Below are 17,242 nucleotides of genomic sequence, written 5' to 3'. Positions count from 1 at the left end.
TTCTCGTCATTTCTTGCGGTTTTCTTCTATGGACTTATGTCACAGTTCCTTTTGCTTTTATCGGTTTACTGATCCAAGTCTTTGACACACCGAAACCCTAGATTATTGGCTGCCGACATCCCAGAATTACCATTTCTAGCGGCAATTCGGTATCGTTTGCAATAGGATTCGTGGCACAAAAACGAACCGCCGCGAGTCGCATACAGTTGATCATCTTGTGTTTGATTCCTTGCCCAAAAGGTTTGTCCCGTCTGTTGTTGAAACTGTGTCAGCGGGATGCGGGCAGGATTGACGCACCATTCCCAGACGTTGCCGATCACTTGATAGAGACCAAAGCCGTTGGGCTCATACCATTTCGCTGGCGCTGTATTGGCAAAGCCGTCTGCTCGCGTGTTGCTTTTTGGAAACTCTCCTTGCCAAATATTGCAATGATAGGTATTTTCTGCCAAAAATTCCCTTCCCCAAGGATATTTTTCAAAACTTGTCCCGCCTTTTGCAGCGATCTCCCACTCTGCTTCTGTCGGGAGGCGTTTTTTTGCCCATTGGCAATAGGCGATCGCATCGTTGCGAGACACCTGAACCACTGGGTGATCCATCCGCTGGGCAATCGTTGAATCAGGTCCTTCAGGATGACGCCAATCTGCGCCGCTAACCGCGTACCACCAAGCCATATTTGGTACCTTTTGACTGCGGTGTTTCGTTTGCTCACTTAAAAAATAGTGAAAAACGAACGACCAGCCAAATCGCTCGGCTTCTGTGACATATCCTGTTGCTCCCACAAAAACTTGGAAAGCTTGGTTCGTCACCGTCGTGGCATCAATGGCAAATGCTGGGCTGTCGAGGCTGATTTGCGGTCCCTCAAGATCCTCGGCAAAGCCGTCCATCGTATTCGTGCCGATTCGATAAGTTCCTGCTGGAATCGTGGGCATCTGTTTGCCTCCTTTTTACAATAATTGATAGCCATTGTACAGATTGATCAGTAACACCAGCACGATCACAGTTTGAAATACCAGTGTCACTCGCTGCGGTGACAGGACGTTGCTGGCCTTGGCGCCTAACAGTCCTCCCACGATCGCGGCTGGAATAACAAACCACAAAATTTGCAGATCATACGCACCAAAACCTGTCGTAAAAGCGATCGTCAAAATTTTTGCCAGCTGTGAGAAAAAAATCGTACAAATTGAATAAATCGTCGCCTCTTTGATCGGCATGGCAAACAGCAGCATCAATAAAGAAACATTGATGGGTCCGCCGCCGATCCCCAGCAAACTGGCTAGAAAGCCGAGAATCAAGCCACAAGCTGCATACCAGCCGACTTTTTCCAGCGCAAACCCACGCCAGTTATATTTTGTATACAAAAAAGCAAACAATAGTGTTAGCACGGTCACAAGGATTTGGATCAGCTGAACCATCTTGTCGTCTCGAAAGACCAGCAATAGCTGTTCAAAGGCAACATTGCCTAAAACACCGCCTAACACAGCGCCGCCAGAAACCCACAAGGCAATCGACCAATTGATTTTCCGTCCACTGGCTAATTGTCTAGCTGTCGAAACGATGGACATCGTGAAGACCGCTGTCGCCGAGTAAAAAGAGATCGCAGCAACAGAATGGGCGCCGATAAAATCGAAAATCGGTTTGATCAGCACGCCGCCCCCCATGCCCGAAACTGCCCCTACGGCATTTGCTAAGACGATCACGAGAAAATAAATCAGTCCGATCATTGTCTCACCCCTTGCAAAAGTCCCAGTATCTCATTGATTCTAGGTGTAAAGTCTTTTAACAGCTCCTGATAGCCGCAAAAACCCTCACTATCCACGTACATTGCATCTTTCATTCGCTTACAGCCTCCTCGGCACATTTTTTGGAAAGGACATTGCGTACACTTCGAAGGCATGTCTTTTTTCTGGCACAAAAACTGCTGCGAACAGTCTTGAGAAAACAATTCCCGCAACGTTTGCTCTTGGATATAGCCCATGCGAAACTCATCTAATACATAGAAGTCACAAGGATAGACACTGCCGTCGGCTTCGATCACATACTGCACTTGGCAATTGCCTAGAATCCCACAGGCAGTTACTTGCTGCCGCACCAATAGATTCAATAAGTCATCGAACAGCTTGATACTTAGGTAGCGCCCTTGCTTCAATTCCTGCAGCCAAAACGCCAACAGCTGCTGATAAAAGCCAGCAAAGCTTCTTGGTGTCAAGGCATAGTCGTTGGTTGATGTGGCATCCAAATCAGCCAAACAAGGAATGAACTGCACAAAGGCAATCTGCTCTTCCTTGAGAAAATCAAACACACGCTGGGCTTCCTTTGCTAACGGGTTTGTCAACACGCACAAGACATTGTACTCGATCTGATAGGCATCCAATAACCGCTTGGTCTGTAAAACCCGCGCAAAGGTCCCCCGTCCTTTGGCGTCTAATCGATGCCGATCGTGCGCAAGCGGATGCCCATCCATCGACAGTCCGACTAAAAAGCGATGCTCTTTCAAAAAACGACACCACTTGTCATTGATCACCATGCCGTTGGTCTGGATCGCATAGTGTACTGTCACTTGCTTTTTTTGCGCCGCAACATAAGCCGTTAGTTTTCTAAAATAACTCAGCCCCGCCATCGTCGGCTCTCCGCCTTGAAATGCCAACGTCAAATGATCGCCAGCTTCTAAGTCTGCATAAATGTTTGCAATCATCTTTTCCATTACATCCTCTTTCATTTTGCCAAAGGAACGCACTTCGCGCAAGGAACTGACGTTGGCATAAAAGCAATAGGTGCAGCGCAGATTGCAAAGAGAGGATGCTGGCTTGATCAATACGGAGATGTGTTTCATGTGAAGGCCTCGATTCTTTTTTTACTTATTTAGCGTTTGTCCCGTTTCATCGGAACAAAATCAGTCGTTTCCATATAAAAACGAGTAACGCGTTGCTTCATTTTCTCGACAATTTCGGTGTATTCTTTTTCTAGCGCCAAGTTTTTGATTTCCATTGGGTCTTTTTCCAAATCATATAATTCGTCATGCTCATAAAGACGCATCACATATTTATAGTTCCCCATCTTGCACATAACTGCTTTAGTATGTTCCGGACCTTCGCTATACTGTGTCGCAAGCCGCGGCCAATACGGAGATTTCGGTCCATGCCCCAGCTCCATCGCTTGTGTCTCGCCATGAATGCGTCCGCCTTCGCAAAAAACAGCATCTTTGTGCTCTTCGGCTCCTTTGATCACAGGAACCAAGGATTTTCCAAATTGTGTATAGGAAAGATCGAACTCAGCCAGTTCAGCGATCGTTGCTGGTAAATCTAGCAATTCCGCTTGTGCTTTGGTGATTCGCGGCACACTTTCAATCGTTTTAGCAGGTTTGATGACCAATGGGACATTCGTGATCGGCTCTTCAAAACAGTTTTGGACTTTTTCAGTGATCGTGTAGTCACCAGTATAGTCTCCATGGTCACTGAAAACAATGAGGTTTGTTTCATCATAAAAGCCTGTTTCACGCAGCTTCTCTTTGATCATGCCCAGTTGATGATCAAAACGCGAAACCATTGCTAAATAGGTAGCTCGTAATTCATCAAAACGCTCTTCTGTCCAACCGTTCAAATTCTGTTTCTCATTGATGCCATACAGCATTGAGGCTTTGTTAGGAATATCTTTGATATTCGGCCGACGTTTCGGCAGTTTCTGACGATCAATACTCGAATACCATGGATCTTCGCAAGCATAGGGTGGATGTGGGAATGAGATCGTACAATAAACGAAAAATGGTTTGTCTGTCTTTTCCTGACTGCGGCGTTCAAGATAGTCCAACGCCTTTTTCACACAATTCCAGTCCGTTTTGCCATAGCCCTCACTGTCTGGTAATTTTCCCATATAAAATGAATAATACGTATCTCCTGAAAGCATCTGGTCGTACAGCTGTTTACTGGCTTCGTTCATATCAGCAGAATGATTGACTTCACTGTTTTGAGCATCCCGAGTGTTTTCATCTACCACACCGTCATAATATTCATCACAATAGTCTGTTTTTGGTTTATCCCCTGGAACCACATCATTTCTGCCGATCCAGATGACTTCATAACCTTGATTCTTCATTTCTTTCAAAATATTGGGTTCATCTTCTCTTTGCAAATAGTGCATCGTTCGATGCCCATTGACATGTGGATAAAAACCCGTCAGAAAACTATTTCTAGAAGGCACACAGACAGGGTTTTGGCAGTAGGCATTTTCAAATGAAACCCCTTCTTCTGCCAGTTCATCAAAGTTAGGGGTGATTGATGCGGGATTCCCCATATGTGCGAGTGCGTCATTTCTCATCTGATCTGCTACGAATAAAAAGATATTTTTTTTCAACTGGTCTTTCCTCCTAACCGATGACCGTTAATAAGGTATCTTGTTTTTCAACATCTTGTTTGTCTGTTTCAACAATATCTAGGTAATCCGCCGTGTTTGAAATAATAATCGGTGTCACGATGGAATAGCCTTCTTTTTCCAATGCGTCTTTATCAAAACTCAAAAGTAATTGTCCCTTCGTTACTGAGTCTCCTTGGGCAACGGCTGGTTGGAAATACTGTCCTTTCAAATTCACTGTATCCATCCCTACATGAATCAGAACTTCGACGCCATCTGCGGTCGTGATTCCCACTGCATGATTTGTCGGAAAAAGTGTTGAAACGATTCCATCTGCTGGTGCGTAGACCTTTCCTTCTGACGGAATGACAGCTAATCCTTTCCCTAACAATCCACTGGAAAACGCTTCGTCTTTTACTTCTTTTAGTGGGATGATCGTTCCTCTAACTGGTGTTGCTAAATCATAGAGAACAGTTTGTCCAAGTTCATGATTCAGTGTCGATGACTCCACGTTTTTTTCCTGAGTTCCTTCACTAGTTGGTTCGTCATCACTTTTAGGATTATAGGCATAAAAGAACGTGATCAAAAATCCTAATGCAAAGGCAACGGCACTAGCTAAGGCAAACCCGATAAAGCTGTTATCAATGCCATTTTCTGGGTGAATAAATCGTGGTAAAGCGAAAATACCTGTCCCGCCGTTGATGTAGACTCTCGTTTTGAACAATCCCATGATTCCTCCTGCAACAGCGACTGCGATGGAGGTAGTATAAAATGCTTTTTTCCTAGGTAAGGTTACCCCATACAGTGCAGGCTCCGTGATACCGAAGATTGCTGAAAGAAAAGCAGGGAAGGCGATTTCTTTTAATTTTTTGTTTCTAGTTTTCAAAAAGATTGCGAGGGTGACTCCCGCCATCGCCACGGGTGTTGCCAGACCAGCCATCATCACGACATCGTACCCTAGTGTGGCATAGTTGTTCAAAGCGATCGGCACAAAGCCCCAATGCAGGCCAAACATAATGAAGACTTGCCAAAATCCACCGATAACAACACCCGCGATAATCGGACTAAATTCGTAAGCAGCTGACAATGCTTGCCCTAGTAATAATCCTGCCCAAGTAGTAATCGGTCCAACGATTAGAAAGACTAATGGAACTGTGATGATCAAGGTCAGAAAAGAAACAAAGAAACTCCGCACTGCTCGTGGAATCAATAAAGAAAAGAAAGCTTCTAGTTTTGATGCCAAATAAGTAGCTGCAATAATTGGAATCACGCTTGAAGTATAGCTCATCAATATAACAGGGATTCCAAGAAAAGTAATATAGATTGGAGATTCTAAGACAGAACCTGCAAATAAGGTATACATCGCTTCGCTTCCGCCATTTGCTGCTACGATCGTCGGATAAACTAATGCTGCCCCGATCGCCATTCCGATAAAGGGTTTACCCCCAAATTTTTTCGAAGCAGTGTACCCTAGAAAGAGTGGGAAGAAATAAAACAATCCATCCCCTGTCGCATTTAAAATCAAATACGTCCCTGATGCTTTATCCAGCACTTCAAACGTTGTCAATAAAGCAAGTAACCCTTTGATCATCCCTGCTGCCATCAAGACATTGATGATCGGCGTAAAAATACCAGCGACAATATCGATAAATCGGTTTAAAATCCCTTTTGGTTCTTCCTCTTGTCCAGAAGTTTCTTCCGTATTCATATCGATCATGTCCGTAAATTCTTTATAAACTTCTGCTACGTGATTTCCGATAACTACTTGATACTGTCCCCCACTTTGGACGACGGTGACAACCCCCGGCAAATTTTTGATCGTTTGGGTCTGGGCTTTTGATTCATCTTTAAGTTTAAACCGAAGACGGGTAATACAATGCGTCAATCCAGCAATGTTTTCTTTTCCGCCGATATTCTTTAAAATTTGTTCATTCAATTCTTGGTATTGCATCTCATTCATTCCTTTCTCTACTATACAACCAATAAAAAAGGCAAGACCAAACAACACTACATTTCTTGTAGCCTTGTCAAGTCTTGCCTGCTTTACCAGTAACACCTTGAATTATTGATCGATCAATTTTTGTACATGAAGCGTTAAATACAATTGTTCATCGTCATATAATGTTTTATTTAAATATTCGCCAATCAAACGGGTGGTTTCATAGGCTTTAGGATATTTATCAATCACGTGGACTAACAGAGGATTCCCGACGCCTTCAACGATTTCCTTGTTTTCAATCCGTTTAAAAAAGAATCTCAAATGGGTGACGAAGCGATCGAAAGCTAAACTATTCTCATCAATGTGCACACGATTGTGAATACGAATAAGTGAAATAATGTCTTTGATTTTTTGTGTCAGCAATTCGATATCTTCCATCTTCTCTGAATCGTCATTGATTTGCGCATTAATAAAATGCATGGCGATATTACTGATCTCTGCCTCATTTAGGGAGAATTGCGTTTTGCTTTCAATCAATCGAACCGCATGCTCTCCTACTGCATACTCGTTGGGATAGAAACGCTTGATTTCCCAGGTCAAGCGATTGTTAATGCTGATCCCTTCTTCTTTCAAGCGAATCAAATTATAGATGTGATCCGTCAAAGAGATGTAAATGGAATCACTTAATTGGTAGGAAATGACTTGCTTGCCATAACGGATAATGTCATCCGCAAGAGACGCATATTGGATTGGAATGTTCTCTAGCAATTCCATCAAACGATCAGAGGATTTCTTATGAAGCACAAACACTTTTTCAATTTTTGATTCATCGGCGGTTTGTCCTGGTTTCATTTTGAAGCCAAGGCCGGTACCGATCCAGATAAAATCTTTGCCATCTTGTCCGACCAAAACTGCATTGTTGTTTAAGATTTTTTTGATCTTCAAGACGCTTCTCACCTCCTTAAAATGAAAAAAGGCGATACCTTAATACATGTGTAGGATCCATACACACGTAAAAAGGTATAGCCTGCATTATCAGTAACTACCCATTTGATTGCCTTTACTATACTATTTTTCTAGAAACGTTGCAAGCGTTTTATTGATTTTTCTTTTTTTGCTTCGTTTCAAATAGACACGGATCAGCCTTTCTCCAAACTGCTCACTGGTCCAGCAAACGGCTTTGCCCTTCGATTTTTTGGATCTCCGTAATGTCTTGCGTGACTTCTAGACAACCTAAATAGATGCCTGCTTCATTTTTTAATGCAAAATAGCGAATATAGATTTTACGGCCCCGCATATCGATCCAAAATTCAGCAGTCTCCCTTGTACCCGCTCGAAAATCATCCAAAATCTGTTGCACGAGATGCATGCTTTTCGGTGGATGGCAGTTGACGACTTCACGACCTAAAACCGAATTCGTTCGTGGAAAGACGCGCCTCTTGCCTTCTGAATAAAAGCGCACCCGCTCTTCATTATCTACAAAGGTCAAGTCCACTGGCAACGTTTGAAAAATTGCCACCAATTGCTCAAATTGCAGATTACCAGTAGGCAATGAAACGGTCGGCTGTTCAGCAATTTGCGGCGAATCTTCCGTTTCTGTGACTTGAAAGTCATTGAATCCTAAACCGGCTGCGATGCCAGCGGTTGTTTCTTGGGCTTGTTTGATCGCCGCTTGCCGTGCGGGTTCTGCCGCCTGTTCCTTTTCAAGGGCTTCTTGGCTCGGTTTCCAAGGAAGCGGTTCTGGGATAAAGGCAAAGCCGATGTCAAAACTGTCAGCCGCAATTTGTTCCCAATCTTTAAGACTGAAGACATCCAGCGTCATGGGCACCATGATTTCTTCTTCTTTGAAAATCATCTCTTCGATCTCGTTTTTGACTGCTTCCCATTGGACAGCGATTGGATTATAGGCAGCTTTTTCGGATGCCAAAAGCTCATTGAGCGCTTTGATCATAACCCGAATATCATCATCAACACCCCACATCACTTTTGGCGGCGCAGTGATGCCATACTTCTCCATGTAAGAAAAAATCAACGTTTCTTTTCGCGCATAGTGTTTGTCGATCTGCATTAAATCATTGCAGGCAGCTTGTAGACGCTTTTTAGGCGTCCAATCACCGGTTTTGATTTTGGCTAAGAGGCTGTCGATCTCATCGGTCAACAGGGATTGCAGGACTTGGTTCTCCAATTTCAGGGTATGAACAGGATGGCCTGGTTGCCCATATTCTTCATTGGAGTGATGGATCTCGTTGATCGATCCTTTAAAAACAGCAGCATGAATATTGCACAAACGCTGAATCTCAGAAGGGTCCAACCCCGTTTGGATCAAAGCTTTTTCAGCAGCAGTGATCTCCGTCACATCCACACCATCAAATTCTTCGTTAAATAAGCGTTTAGCTTCTTCAAAGGAACCGCCTTGGTGAAGCAAACTCAGTATTTCGACGATCCGTTCTTGTCTTTGACTGTTGGTTTTCATTTCGTCGCTCCTTTCACAAGAAACCCTTGTTTTTCGAAAGCGAGACAAACCATTTCCAAGGGGATCTTCTTCATCTGAGCACCTTTGGGTATCGTCATATAACGTCCAGCAGTTTGCAGCATCCCTGGTTGATTGATCGCCGTAAACCCTAGTTGACTCATGATTTCTTGTATTTCAGGGTATTGTGCCACAAGTTCATAGAGCGTTTTTGACAGATCGATTTCTTTCATAGTAAGGTCTTCCTTTCAGTGAGAATGATTCTCAATAAGATATCCTTAGTATAAATCATTTTGTTCAAAAATACACGAACTGCCGCAAACATTCATCAATCGATCATTTTTTTCTAAGATTGTCGGTAACGGCACACCACTTTTTCCAACCAATCGATACTGGCAAAAAGCAGATAGCCCATCAAAGCAATCAGGAGGATACCCGAAAGCATTTGTGGGTAGTCCATTTTTGACCACGCACTTAAGATCAGATAGCCGACACCATACGTCGTGTTATAATTTTCGGCAAAAAAGAGGGAAGCCAACGCGATCCCGATACTGACCCGCACACTGGCAAAAAGCGCGGGCATGAGCGCGGGCAAAATAACGAAGCGCAAGACATGGCGCCATTGGTTGGTATAATTTTTCATGACCTGAAAATACGCTGGCGGGATCTTCGTGACTGCATCACGAATCGAGACGATCACTTGAATGACGATCACCGCAAAAATCAAGAGAATTTTTGAGAGATTGCCTAAGCCAAAGAAAATCATAAAGACGGGTAAAAACGCAACTTTAGGAATCGGATATAAAAAGTAAAGCAGTGGACCAAGCAGCCGATCCACTCTTTGGGATCGCCCAATCAAGATTCCTAACGGCACCCCGACTAGCAACGCCCCACTCAACGCCGCAAATACCCGCAACAAACTGGCACCTGCGTGGATCAGTATGACTTCTCGCAGTGCCCAAAAACGTTCGGCCGTTTCTAAAGGATTAGGCAGTGAGCGATTGTTGGTCACCCAGCTTACGCCCCACCAAACCACGACAAACGAACAGAAGCCCCAAGCAAAAGATTTGATGGGTTTCATTGCCTCGCCTCCCTCATTTGTTCTTTCAACTGCAAGACGACTTCATAAAAAGCCAACGAGTCTCGTTCCTGCTGGCTGCCGTAAAAAGGATTACTGATCGGCGTAACGCCCTGATCTTTTAGCAGCAAAATCGTCTGCCCCAAAAACACTGCCTCTTCTGGATCGTGGGTCACCACGATCAAGCTGTTTTGTCTGCGCTGCTGTTGGGCAGCGATCATGGCTTGGGCGTTTGCTTTGGTTTCTTGGTCCAGCGAAGCAGTCGGCTCATCCAATAATAAAACATCGGGCTGTGTGATCAGTCCCCGCCCCATGGCAGCCCGCTGTTTTTGACCGCCGCTAAGCTGATGCGGATAGCGGTCCTGCACCTGCGTCAATCCCAACTCCGCCAAACAGCTTGTGACCCGTTTTTTACGGCTCTCACTGGGTGTTTGATTGATAAGCAGCGGCATTTCCAGTGCTTGGTAGACTGTTTGCCAAGGAAACAAATGCAGTTCTTGGAAAACGACCTCGATGTTGTCAGGGGAACAGCCTTGGTAAGTGATCGTGCCCGATTGCGGTCGCTGCAACCCTTTGACCAAGGATAAAAGCGTGCTTTTGCCAATGCCCGATTCTCCCAGCAGCACATAGGTCACGCCTTGTTCAAAACAAAACGAAAGGTTTTTAAAAATGGCGGTATCTCCATAGGTAAAGGAAACGGAATCGAATAGAATACTCATCAGAGAATAAACTTCTTTCTTCAAATTATTTGTGTTGGTTTTCACATTTTATGCTATACTATTTTTTGCGTGATTGACAAGAAAGGATGGTTTATGATGTTTCAGACCCTCGTATTTCATGAAATACGTCCCGAAGCAGAACTTTATGATCAGGTTCGCCCGATCAAAGTCGCAGACGGGTATCAAGATGCCTTGCCTCTGCCCTTATTCAATAGCACTTCTCATTTTAAACAACAAATCGACTTTTTGAAAGCAGAAAATTACCATACGTTGACCCTTGCAGAAGTCAAAGATTTTTATTTCCAGCAGCAGCCGCTACCAGAAAAATCCGTGTTGCTGACCTTTGACGACTGCTATCAATCGATGAAAGAATATGCCTACCCACTGTTGAAAGAAGCTGGTTTCAAGGCAACAGCCTTTGTCGTGACTGGCTGGCTTTTTGATGCCCCTCAGCCTTACGAGCCAGAAGTTTCGCGGACATTGAGCAGCGCCGAATTAGCCGAAATGAGCGATGTCTTCGAATATGCCAACCATACCGATCATTTTCACGAACGCAAGGACCAGCAAGGGCGTTCAATGTGGGAAACACCAGCAGCCTTTGCGCAAGACTTACGAAGCTGCAATCAGCACGTGGCCATCAAGGATGTTTTTGCCTATCCCTTTGGCTTTTATGATCCGCAGACGATCGCTACCTTGGAAAAGGAAGGCTTCGTTCTAGCATTTACCACCAAACCAGGTATCAACACGGCACAAACCAAGCCAATGGAACTCCATCGGGCAGTCATCCCGTTCTCACTACCAATGGCTGCTTTTGAACAACGATTTAGAAACGAGGAAATGAACCAATGAAAAAAACGATTTTAGCAAGTATCCTAGCACTATTCGCTGTTGGCGCTGCCGCATGCGGTAACACTGGCGAAACAGCAAGTACCAGCAATTCCAGCACTAGCAGTACAGAAGCTGCGGTCACAGATCAAACATTGACGATCGGGGTGTTACCAGCAGAATCAGCGATTCCGATCATTCTAGCAAAAGAAGAAGGCTTTTTCGAAAAGCAAGGATTGACTGTGGAACTCAAATCCTTCACTTCCCCGAATGACCGCAATGTGGCGGTGCAGGCAGGCGAGCTGGATGGTACGATCAGTGATGTCATGACAAAAGCGACCTTTAAGCAAAACGGCATTGATATGACGATCACTTCTGATATTTTGGAAAACTTCAAGATTCTCGCTTCACCGAATTCAGGGATCACTGAGATGAAAGGGTTAGCGGATAAAAAAATCACCCTTGTACCGAATTTCATTTTAGAATACATCATGGACCAATTTGCACAGGAAAATGATTTTACCTATGACATCGTGGATATCGCTTCTTTTTCTGCCCGTTCCGAAGCATTGCTCAATGACCAAGTCGATGGCGCTGTTTATACGGAACCGCAAGCCAGCATGTTGGCTGCCCAAGGGGCGATTGTTTTAGGCAGCTCTAAAGATGTTGGCATCAAAGGCGGCACACTGCAATTTATGGACGAAGTTATCCAAAATCGCCCGCAAGACCTAAAAGCATTCTACACTGCTTACAACGAAGCCATCGATTACATGAATGCTCATTCAGCAAAAGACTATGCCGACATCTTGGCAGACTATCAATTTCCCGATGCTATGAGTACTTACTTAGACAGCCAGGAAGACTATCCGTATGCCCAGGCAGTGCCGCAAGAGCAATTCGACGCAATCATTGCTTGGACGAAAGACAAGGGTCAAATCGACCAAGCGTATTCTTACAACGAGTTGACCAATTTCGATTTTTTACCCGCTGACAAATAAGAAACAACAAAAAAGACGCATTTGCGTCTTTTTTTGTTGCTTCACTTCTTTTTGATACTCTTTTTTCTCGTGGCAAGAAATTCAGGTATACTTTTGACAAATCAGCTGCCATGAAAGGATTTGATGCAATGCCAACGATCGCGGTTTATGCCGACCAGAAAGAAGATACTTGGGAAGCACACTTGACTCACCAGTTAAAAATAAATGAAGAAAGGACCCAGGCTCATCAAACATTCTATAACGAACCTTTAACGATCGACGAATACTTCTTTACAGAAGATCCTACCCCTTTTCATACGAATCAAGCCGTCAGGCAGCAATTAGCAAGCAATGGTCTCAGCTGTCTGCCACTCGTTTATGTCGACGATCAGCTATTTTGCCAAGGTCGCTTGCCAACGATCCGTGAATGGGAACAATTGACGAAATCTGGGATCACTGTGCAATTTGATGAGTAGCAGCCACTGTTTTCTTTGCCAGACAAAACAACGCACCACGTGCCAATCATCAGCGTTTAGTTCTCCCCCTTCGCGGCAACTGCGTCGGTAACGCCTTTTTCTTCTTCCGTTAAACTTCGTTCGCTGATTTTAAAGAATGGATAGTAGATCGCCACACTAATCAGTAAGGAAGCGATACTCCAAAGAACAGCAGGGATATTGCCACCGGTTGCAAGGTAAGTATTGATAAAGGGCGGTGTGGTCCACGGTGGATTGAACATGATTCGCCCAATGACATTGGTGACCGACAAGAAATACGTTCCGACACATAATACAAGGGGTGTCAGGATGAAAGGAATCATCATAATAGGGTTCATCACGATCGGAAACCCAAAAATGATTGGCTCATTGATACAAAAAATAGCAGAGGGCAAAGCCATCTTCCCTAGGGAACGATAGGCTTTTTTCTTTGAAACTAACATGTTGATGATCAGCCCCAGTGTTGAACCAGTGCCTCCATAGCACAAAAACATGATATAAAACCCGCCTGCAAAAATGTTCGGTAACGGTTCGCCTGCAGTGTAGGCTTCGGTATTGGCTGCTAATAAAGCTAGAAAAATCGGATCGCCGATACTCCCCATCACATTGCTGCCATGAATCCCTAAGCACCAAAGCAACAAAATCAAAAAGGTATACAACAGCATCCCAGGCAATGTGTTTAGACCAACTGCCAGCGGTGAAAAGATGGCTTGCACGAATTGATTGACATTAAATTCCAACAAGACCCGAATCACCCAGGCACCAGTGATGATGGCAGCTCCAGGAAGCAAGACCGAAAAACTCTTGGCAACTGCGGGCGGCACTTCTGCCGGCATCCGAATCACTAAGCGGTGCTTGAGAAAAAAGCGATGGATCACTACTGTCGCAATCGCTGTGACGATTCCTGTAAACAGACCAGACGCCCCCAAAGAAGCTGGATCGATCGTCCATTCTTCCCCCGCCTGCAGCAGCAAAAACGCGCAGACTGCCAACACGACAGAACCGATCCGATCGATCTCATACGAAGCCGCCAAATAGTAGGCGATCCCGATACAAGCGGCCAGTCCCAAAATCCCAAATGTAAAATTGCTGGCGGCGCCTAGTTTGATGCCAAACTCCCCGACAAACTCGGTCCAGCCGGGAAAAGGCAGATTGGCTAAAATCAAAAAGAGACTGCCGATTATCGTCAGCGGCATCGTGACGGCGACTCCGTTGCGCACGGCAACTAAAAACCGATTTTCACTGATCCTAACCAATTTTGGTGCAAAATTTTCCTGAAACCCTTCAATCAACCGATTCATCCTGTCTCCTCCTACTAAATATCTCGCTTTTTTAATAAGAGTAGCATAAAAAACGCTTTCTGCATTTTTAGAACACTCGACGCCTTCCCAATTCCAAGAATACTACTGGCTAACTGTTTCTTTGCCAAATGGGTAAAGCCGCTGCCAAATCACGTTCCTTCGACCAAGCAATGGCACCTGACAGCAAAAAGAAACTAATGACCGTCCCTTCCCTCACCGCTAGCGGTAAGCCCAAACTGATCGCTAGCAAGAGTGCCCCCGAAATACAGACTGCATCAACGCCATAACGGTACTGCTTAAATGTCCAACGACTGCGTTGCGCCAGCAAATGACACCAGTGCTCGATTGGAAATTTCAAGACCTGCAACCGTAGGACTTGTCCCGTCGCCGTTCCAGAAATCAAGATCCCACCGATCAAAGCAGCTAGTTGGCTCCAATAATTCGTCAAGTGCAGCGATGCCAAGAAGTAGTAAACAAAGCCATTGATCAAATAGCCGAAAGCCAGCAAAGCGAAAAACATAATCAAGTACTCACTGCCTTTTTGTTTGAGGGACGTCTGCCGCCGATCCAATAGCCAACAGGCAGCTAAAAAGCCCAAGTTGATGGCTGTTGTGATGGTGCCGACTTTGATTCCTGACATCGTTGCCAGCGTAACATTCAAGGCATTAAAACTACTGACCCCAACGCTTGCTTTAATGGTCAAGCTGATCCCGAATGCACTCAGCCCATAAAAAATCCCTGATCCTATCCATTGCTTTTTATTCATTTTTTCTCCCACACTTTCGTTTTTGCTTTTCTAAGTATGTGCTATACTGACTAAAAACAAATAGGAGATTTCTCCTAGTTTGGAGGGAAAAAGTGAAAAAAACCGCTTATGCCTTGGCAATAAAGCAGGTACCAATCAAAGAAAGCTGCCCCTTGCCGATTCCTGAGGAGATTTTACAACAAAGTGCCCTCTGGACCTTTGATCATCGAGAAGCGATCCAAAAAGAAACGGTGCCGATGTCGGTCTTTTTCGTCCTATTGACTGGCAAAGCCAAGATCATTCAAACGCAAGAAAACGGCAAACGTGCCTTGCTGCAGTTTCTCCATCCTGGTGATTGCATTGGCGATCTCACGTTGATTGGCGCCGAAACAGTACCGAAAACCGTGGTTGCGATCGGTGAAACAACATGTCTGGGCATTCCTATGAAAGCAGCGGACCACGGGCTCATGCAAGACCTGGCTTTCGTACAAACACTAGGCAAAACTATCGGTGAAAAATTGCTGCTGCGTATGGATCATTTTTCCGTCAATCAAACCTATCCCTTAGCATGGCGCCTTGCCCAGCTACTGTTGGAAGCTTCGATCGATGATCTTTTTCAAGAAAAATTGACGGAGACCGCCGAATACTTAGGCGTGAGCTATCGCCATTTGACGTATACCTTAAAAGATTTCAAAACGCAAAAACTAGTGGTCAAAACTGCTGACGGCTATCGGATCGATGCGCCTGCGCTGCAGACCTTTATCCAAAACCAACAAAAGCAGTAGTAAGCAAAAACGACAGCGAAATAGTTGGTATGATACACCCCCTAAAAGCCAGAGAGAAAGCTGACTTTTAGGGGGCGCAACAAGAAAAACCAACTGTTTGCTGTCGTTTTCGGGACGTTGCTTTATTTTTTCGCCAATGCCCAAGCATTGACACTAACCGTGCCGGTTCCGCTGAGAGCGATCGCCGCGGTCCGTTTTGGATACACGCGAGAAGTCAAACAATATTGCCCGCCATTTAGGAAGATCTCAATGGAAGACGTATCGACGAAAATCTGTAGCTGCATCAGTTCATCGACCTTGACACTACGCTGTTTACGACCATAGCCAGAAACGCCATGATGAATCGTAAAGACGCCAGCTTCATAAGCCAAAGTCGTATCTTGCAAAAGCCCAAGCTGGAAATGCTGCAAGGGTGCTTCCGCCGTAACTTTCAACTCATATACCGATTCATCGAAAGACAAGTGCTGCGGTTTCTCTGATAGCACAATTTTTTGGCTGACTTGCTTGTCTCGCAATTTTTGAAATTCTGGCAAAGGTTCTTGATACAACTGGTCATTTTTGACCGAAAGCTGTCTTGGCAGCGTTGCGGCATGCTGCCAGCCACGAGGGATCGTAGGATTGCTGTATTCAGGACTGGTATCCCCTAGTCCCATCCAGCCCCATAAGATGCGGCGTTTCTGCTCATCTTCAAAGGTTTGTGGGGCATAGAAGTCAAACCCATAATCAAGTTCGCGAAACGCAGAAGTTTCTTTAAACGTCAGAGTCTCCCAATCCACCTCACCAATCAGATACCCTGATTGATGGATATTTTGGCAGGAATGTTCTTTGGCTGCCAAGCCTTGCGGTGAGAAGACCAACACATCTTTGCCATCTAAATGGAAGTAGTCTGGGCATTCCCACATGTAGCCTAGAGCATAGTCCTCACCGAAAAAGATTCCTCGATAGGTCCATTCATTTAAATCCGTCGATTCATAAATCAAAATTTTGCCTTCGTTTTCCAACGTACGCGCGCCTAGCAGCATATAGTAGGTGTCTTCGTGGGCAAAAACCTTTGGGTCACGAATATGATCGGTAAATCCTTCAGGGTAGTCCTCATGAGGAATCACGACTTCTTGCTTTTCGACGGTATAGCCGTCTTTGCTGATTACATGGACCGTGTTTTGTTCTCGTCCACTAAAGGTATAGTCATGATCACCTGGATGTTTGACATTCCCAGTATAGAAGAAATGGATCGCGTCATTCTCGATAAAGGCAGAGCCCGAGTAGACCCCGTCTTTGTCATAGTCGTGTTCGGGAGAAAGAAACAGCGCTTCTTCTTGAAACGTGACATAATCCGTCGACGTTTTGTGTCCCCAGTGAGGTGGTTCCCCGCCATGGGGCGTTTGCGGTACATATTGATGGTAAAAATGAACCACGCCTTTGAATTGGCAAAGACCATTCGGGTCGTTCATCCATCCTGTTTCTGGCATCAAATGGTAGTTCAAGCGCCACGCATCAGCACTGATTTTTTCTGCTAAATCGTTTTGGGTTTGGGCAAGTTGTGCCCAGTATTCCTTCGTTAACAA

The 17,242-nt window shown here is 44.9% G+C and carries 17 protein-coding genes; 4 read left to right on the top strand and 13 right to left on the bottom strand.

The genetic code is table 11. The annotated features are described in order from the left end of the window. Nucleotides 1-65 precede the first annotated feature (65 nt). The 10 genes from IGI69_RS04875 to IGI69_RS04830 all read right to left on the bottom strand — a co-directional run bounded on the left by IGI69_RS04875 (nucleotide 66) and on the right by IGI69_RS04830 (nucleotide 10,550). Nucleotides 66-929 (bottom strand): formylglycine-generating enzyme family protein, encoded by an 864-nt coding sequence (locus IGI69_RS04875; RefSeq protein WP_438739898.1) that lies wholly within the window; start codon nucleotides 927-929, stop codon nucleotides 66-68. 15 nt (nucleotides 930-944) lie between these two features. Next, the gene (locus tag IGI69_RS04870; protein ID WP_074534991.1) at nucleotides 945-1,721 is read right to left on the bottom strand and encodes a sulfite exporter TauE/SafE family protein; all 777 of its coding nucleotides are present in this window, start codon (nucleotides 1,719-1,721) and stop codon (nucleotides 945-947) included. Then, complete coding sequence (locus IGI69_RS04865) at nucleotides 1,718-2,830, bottom strand: radical SAM/SPASM domain-containing protein (protein WP_270266372.1); 1,113 nt, start codon at nucleotides 2,828-2,830, stop codon at nucleotides 1,718-1,720. Before IGI69_RS04865 ends, IGI69_RS04870 begins: the two co-directional genes overlap by 4 nt. A gap of 29 nt (nucleotides 2,831-2,859) precedes the next feature. Continuing rightward, nucleotides 2,860-4,347, bottom strand: coding sequence for a sulfatase-like hydrolase/transferase (locus tag IGI69_RS04860; protein ID WP_270266370.1), 1,488 nt, complete (start codon nucleotides 4,345-4,347; stop codon nucleotides 2,860-2,862). A gap of 13 nt (nucleotides 4,348-4,360) precedes the next feature. After that, on the bottom strand, nucleotides 4,361-6,295 hold the full coding sequence (locus tag IGI69_RS04855; RefSeq protein ID WP_438741497.1) for a beta-glucoside-specific PTS transporter subunit IIABC: 1,935 nt from the start codon (nucleotides 6,293-6,295) through the stop codon (nucleotides 4,361-4,363). A 111-nt stretch (nucleotides 6,296-6,406) separates the two neighbouring features. After that, a complete protein-coding gene (locus tag IGI69_RS04850) occupies nucleotides 6,407-7,228 on the bottom strand; it encodes a PRD domain-containing protein (protein ID WP_010747748.1) in 822 nt (273 codons plus the stop codon). A gap of 214 nt (nucleotides 7,229-7,442) precedes the next feature. Continuing rightward, a complete protein-coding gene (locus tag IGI69_RS04845) occupies nucleotides 7,443-8,756 on the bottom strand; it encodes a DUF438 domain-containing protein (protein ID WP_438739894.1) in 1,314 nt (437 codons plus the stop codon). Then, entirely contained in the window at nucleotides 8,753-8,986 is a 234-nt protein-coding gene (locus tag IGI69_RS04840; protein ID WP_010747746.1) for a DUF1858 domain-containing protein, read from the bottom strand. The genes IGI69_RS04845 and IGI69_RS04840 overlap by 4 nt, the downstream gene beginning before the upstream one ends. Nucleotides 8,987-9,099: 113 nt before the next feature. Continuing rightward, complete coding sequence (locus tag IGI69_RS04835) at nucleotides 9,100-9,834, bottom strand: ABC transporter permease (RefSeq protein WP_421758379.1); 735 nt, start codon at nucleotides 9,832-9,834, stop codon at nucleotides 9,100-9,102. After that, entirely contained in the window at nucleotides 9,831-10,550 is a 720-nt protein-coding gene (locus IGI69_RS04830; protein WP_438739892.1) for an ABC transporter ATP-binding protein, read from the bottom strand. Before IGI69_RS04830 ends, IGI69_RS04835 begins: the two co-directional genes overlap by 4 nt. Nucleotides 10,551-10,646: 96 nt before the next feature. On the opposite strand from IGI69_RS04830, the gene IGI69_RS04825 reads away from it, so the two are divergent. The 3 genes from IGI69_RS04825 to IGI69_RS04815 all read left to right on the top strand — a co-directional run bounded on the left by IGI69_RS04825 (nucleotide 10,647) and on the right by IGI69_RS04815 (nucleotide 12,828). Then, on the top strand, nucleotides 10,647-11,399 hold the full coding sequence (locus IGI69_RS04825; protein ID WP_179190629.1) for a polysaccharide deacetylase family protein: 753 nt from the start codon (nucleotides 10,647-10,649) through the stop codon (nucleotides 11,397-11,399). Continuing rightward, nucleotides 11,396-12,373: an ABC transporter substrate-binding protein gene (locus IGI69_RS04820; RefSeq protein WP_438739890.1), complete on the top strand. Its 978-nt coding sequence runs from the start codon at nucleotides 11,396-11,398 to the stop codon at nucleotides 12,371-12,373. The genes IGI69_RS04825 and IGI69_RS04820 overlap by 4 nt, the downstream gene beginning before the upstream one ends. 128 nt (nucleotides 12,374-12,501) lie before the next feature. Continuing rightward, nucleotides 12,502-12,828, top strand: coding sequence for an arsenic metallochaperone ArsD family protein (locus tag IGI69_RS04815; protein WP_438739888.1), 327 nt, complete (start codon nucleotides 12,502-12,504; stop codon nucleotides 12,826-12,828). A gap of 56 nt (nucleotides 12,829-12,884) precedes the next feature. Here IGI69_RS04815 and IGI69_RS04810 read toward each other — a convergent pair whose 3' ends face one another. Both IGI69_RS04810 and IGI69_RS04805 read right to left on the bottom strand, forming a co-directional pair. Continuing rightward, on the bottom strand, nucleotides 12,885-14,147 hold the full coding sequence (locus tag IGI69_RS04810; RefSeq protein WP_438739886.1) for a PTS sugar transporter subunit IIC: 1,263 nt from the start codon (nucleotides 14,145-14,147) through the stop codon (nucleotides 12,885-12,887). Nucleotides 14,148-14,256: 109 nt separating this feature from the next. Then, nucleotides 14,257-14,913: a YczE/YyaS/YitT family protein gene (locus tag IGI69_RS04805; RefSeq protein ID WP_010747739.1), complete on the bottom strand. Its 657-nt coding sequence runs from the start codon at nucleotides 14,911-14,913 to the stop codon at nucleotides 14,257-14,259. Between the two features lie 92 nt (nucleotides 14,914-15,005). Between IGI69_RS04805 and IGI69_RS04800 the strand changes: the two genes are divergently transcribed. Next, on the top strand, nucleotides 15,006-15,677 hold the full coding sequence (locus tag IGI69_RS04800; protein WP_438739884.1) for a cyclic nucleotide-binding domain-containing protein: 672 nt from the start codon (nucleotides 15,006-15,008) through the stop codon (nucleotides 15,675-15,677). 122 nt (nucleotides 15,678-15,799) lie between these two features. Here the strand turns inward: IGI69_RS04800 and IGI69_RS04795 are convergent, their stop codons facing one another. Further along, on the bottom strand, nucleotides 15,800-17,242 hold the full coding sequence (locus IGI69_RS04795; RefSeq protein ID WP_373192933.1) for a glycoside hydrolase family 32 protein: 1,443 nt from the start codon (nucleotides 17,240-17,242) through the stop codon (nucleotides 15,800-15,802).

It is taken from the genome of Enterococcus sp. DIV1083b, from assembly GCF_051713705.1.
Lineage (GTDB): Bacteria > Bacillota > Bacilli > Lactobacillales > Enterococcaceae > Enterococcus_D > Enterococcus_D casseliflavus.
The sequence above is the reverse complement of the archived record's forward strand: the minus strand, read 5'-3'. Positions and strand labels throughout refer to the sequence as shown.

Coding starts and splice junctions, on each gene's coding strand:
- IGI69_RS04865 (WP_270266372.1), bottom strand. CDS start 2,830: ATGAAACACATCTCCGTATTGATCAAGCCAGCATCCTCTCTTTGCAAT.
- IGI69_RS04805 (WP_010747739.1), bottom strand. CDS start 14,913: ATGAATAAAAAGCAATGGATAGGATCAGGGATTTTTTATGGGCTGAGT.
- IGI69_RS04855 (WP_438741497.1), bottom strand. CDS start 6,295: ATGCAATACCAAGAATTGAATGAACAAATTTTAAAGAATATCGGCGGA.
- IGI69_RS04815 (WP_438739888.1), top strand. CDS start 12,502: ATGCCAACGATCGCGGTTTATGCCGACCAGAAAGAAGATACTTGGGAA.
- IGI69_RS04875 (WP_438739898.1), bottom strand. CDS start 929: ATGCCCACGATTCCAGCAGGAACTTATCGAATCGGCACGAATACGATG.
- IGI69_RS04825 (WP_179190629.1), top strand. CDS start 10,647: ATGTTTCAGACCCTCGTATTTCATGAAATACGTCCCGAAGCAGAACTT.
- IGI69_RS04845 (WP_438739894.1), bottom strand. CDS start 8,756: ATGAAAACCAACAGTCAAAGACAAGAACGGATCGTCGAAATACTGAGT.
- IGI69_RS04870 (WP_074534991.1), bottom strand. CDS start 1,721: ATGATCGGACTGATTTATTTTCTCGTGATCGTCTTAGCAAATGCCGTA.
- IGI69_RS04830 (WP_438739892.1), bottom strand. CDS start 10,550: ATGAGTATTCTATTCGATTCCGTTTCCTTTACCTATGGAGATACCGCC.
- IGI69_RS04810 (WP_438739886.1), bottom strand. CDS start 14,147: ATGAATCGGTTGATTGAAGGGTTTCAGGAAAATTTTGCACCAAAATTG.
- IGI69_RS04820 (WP_438739890.1), top strand. CDS start 11,396: ATGAAAAAAACGATTTTAGCAAGTATCCTAGCACTATTCGCTGTTGGC.
- IGI69_RS04835 (WP_421758379.1), bottom strand. CDS start 9,834: ATGAAACCCATCAAATCTTTTGCTTGGGGCTTCTGTTCGTTTGTCGTG.
- IGI69_RS04840 (WP_010747746.1), bottom strand. CDS start 8,986: ATGAAAGAAATCGATCTGTCAAAAACGCTCTATGAACTTGTGGCACAA.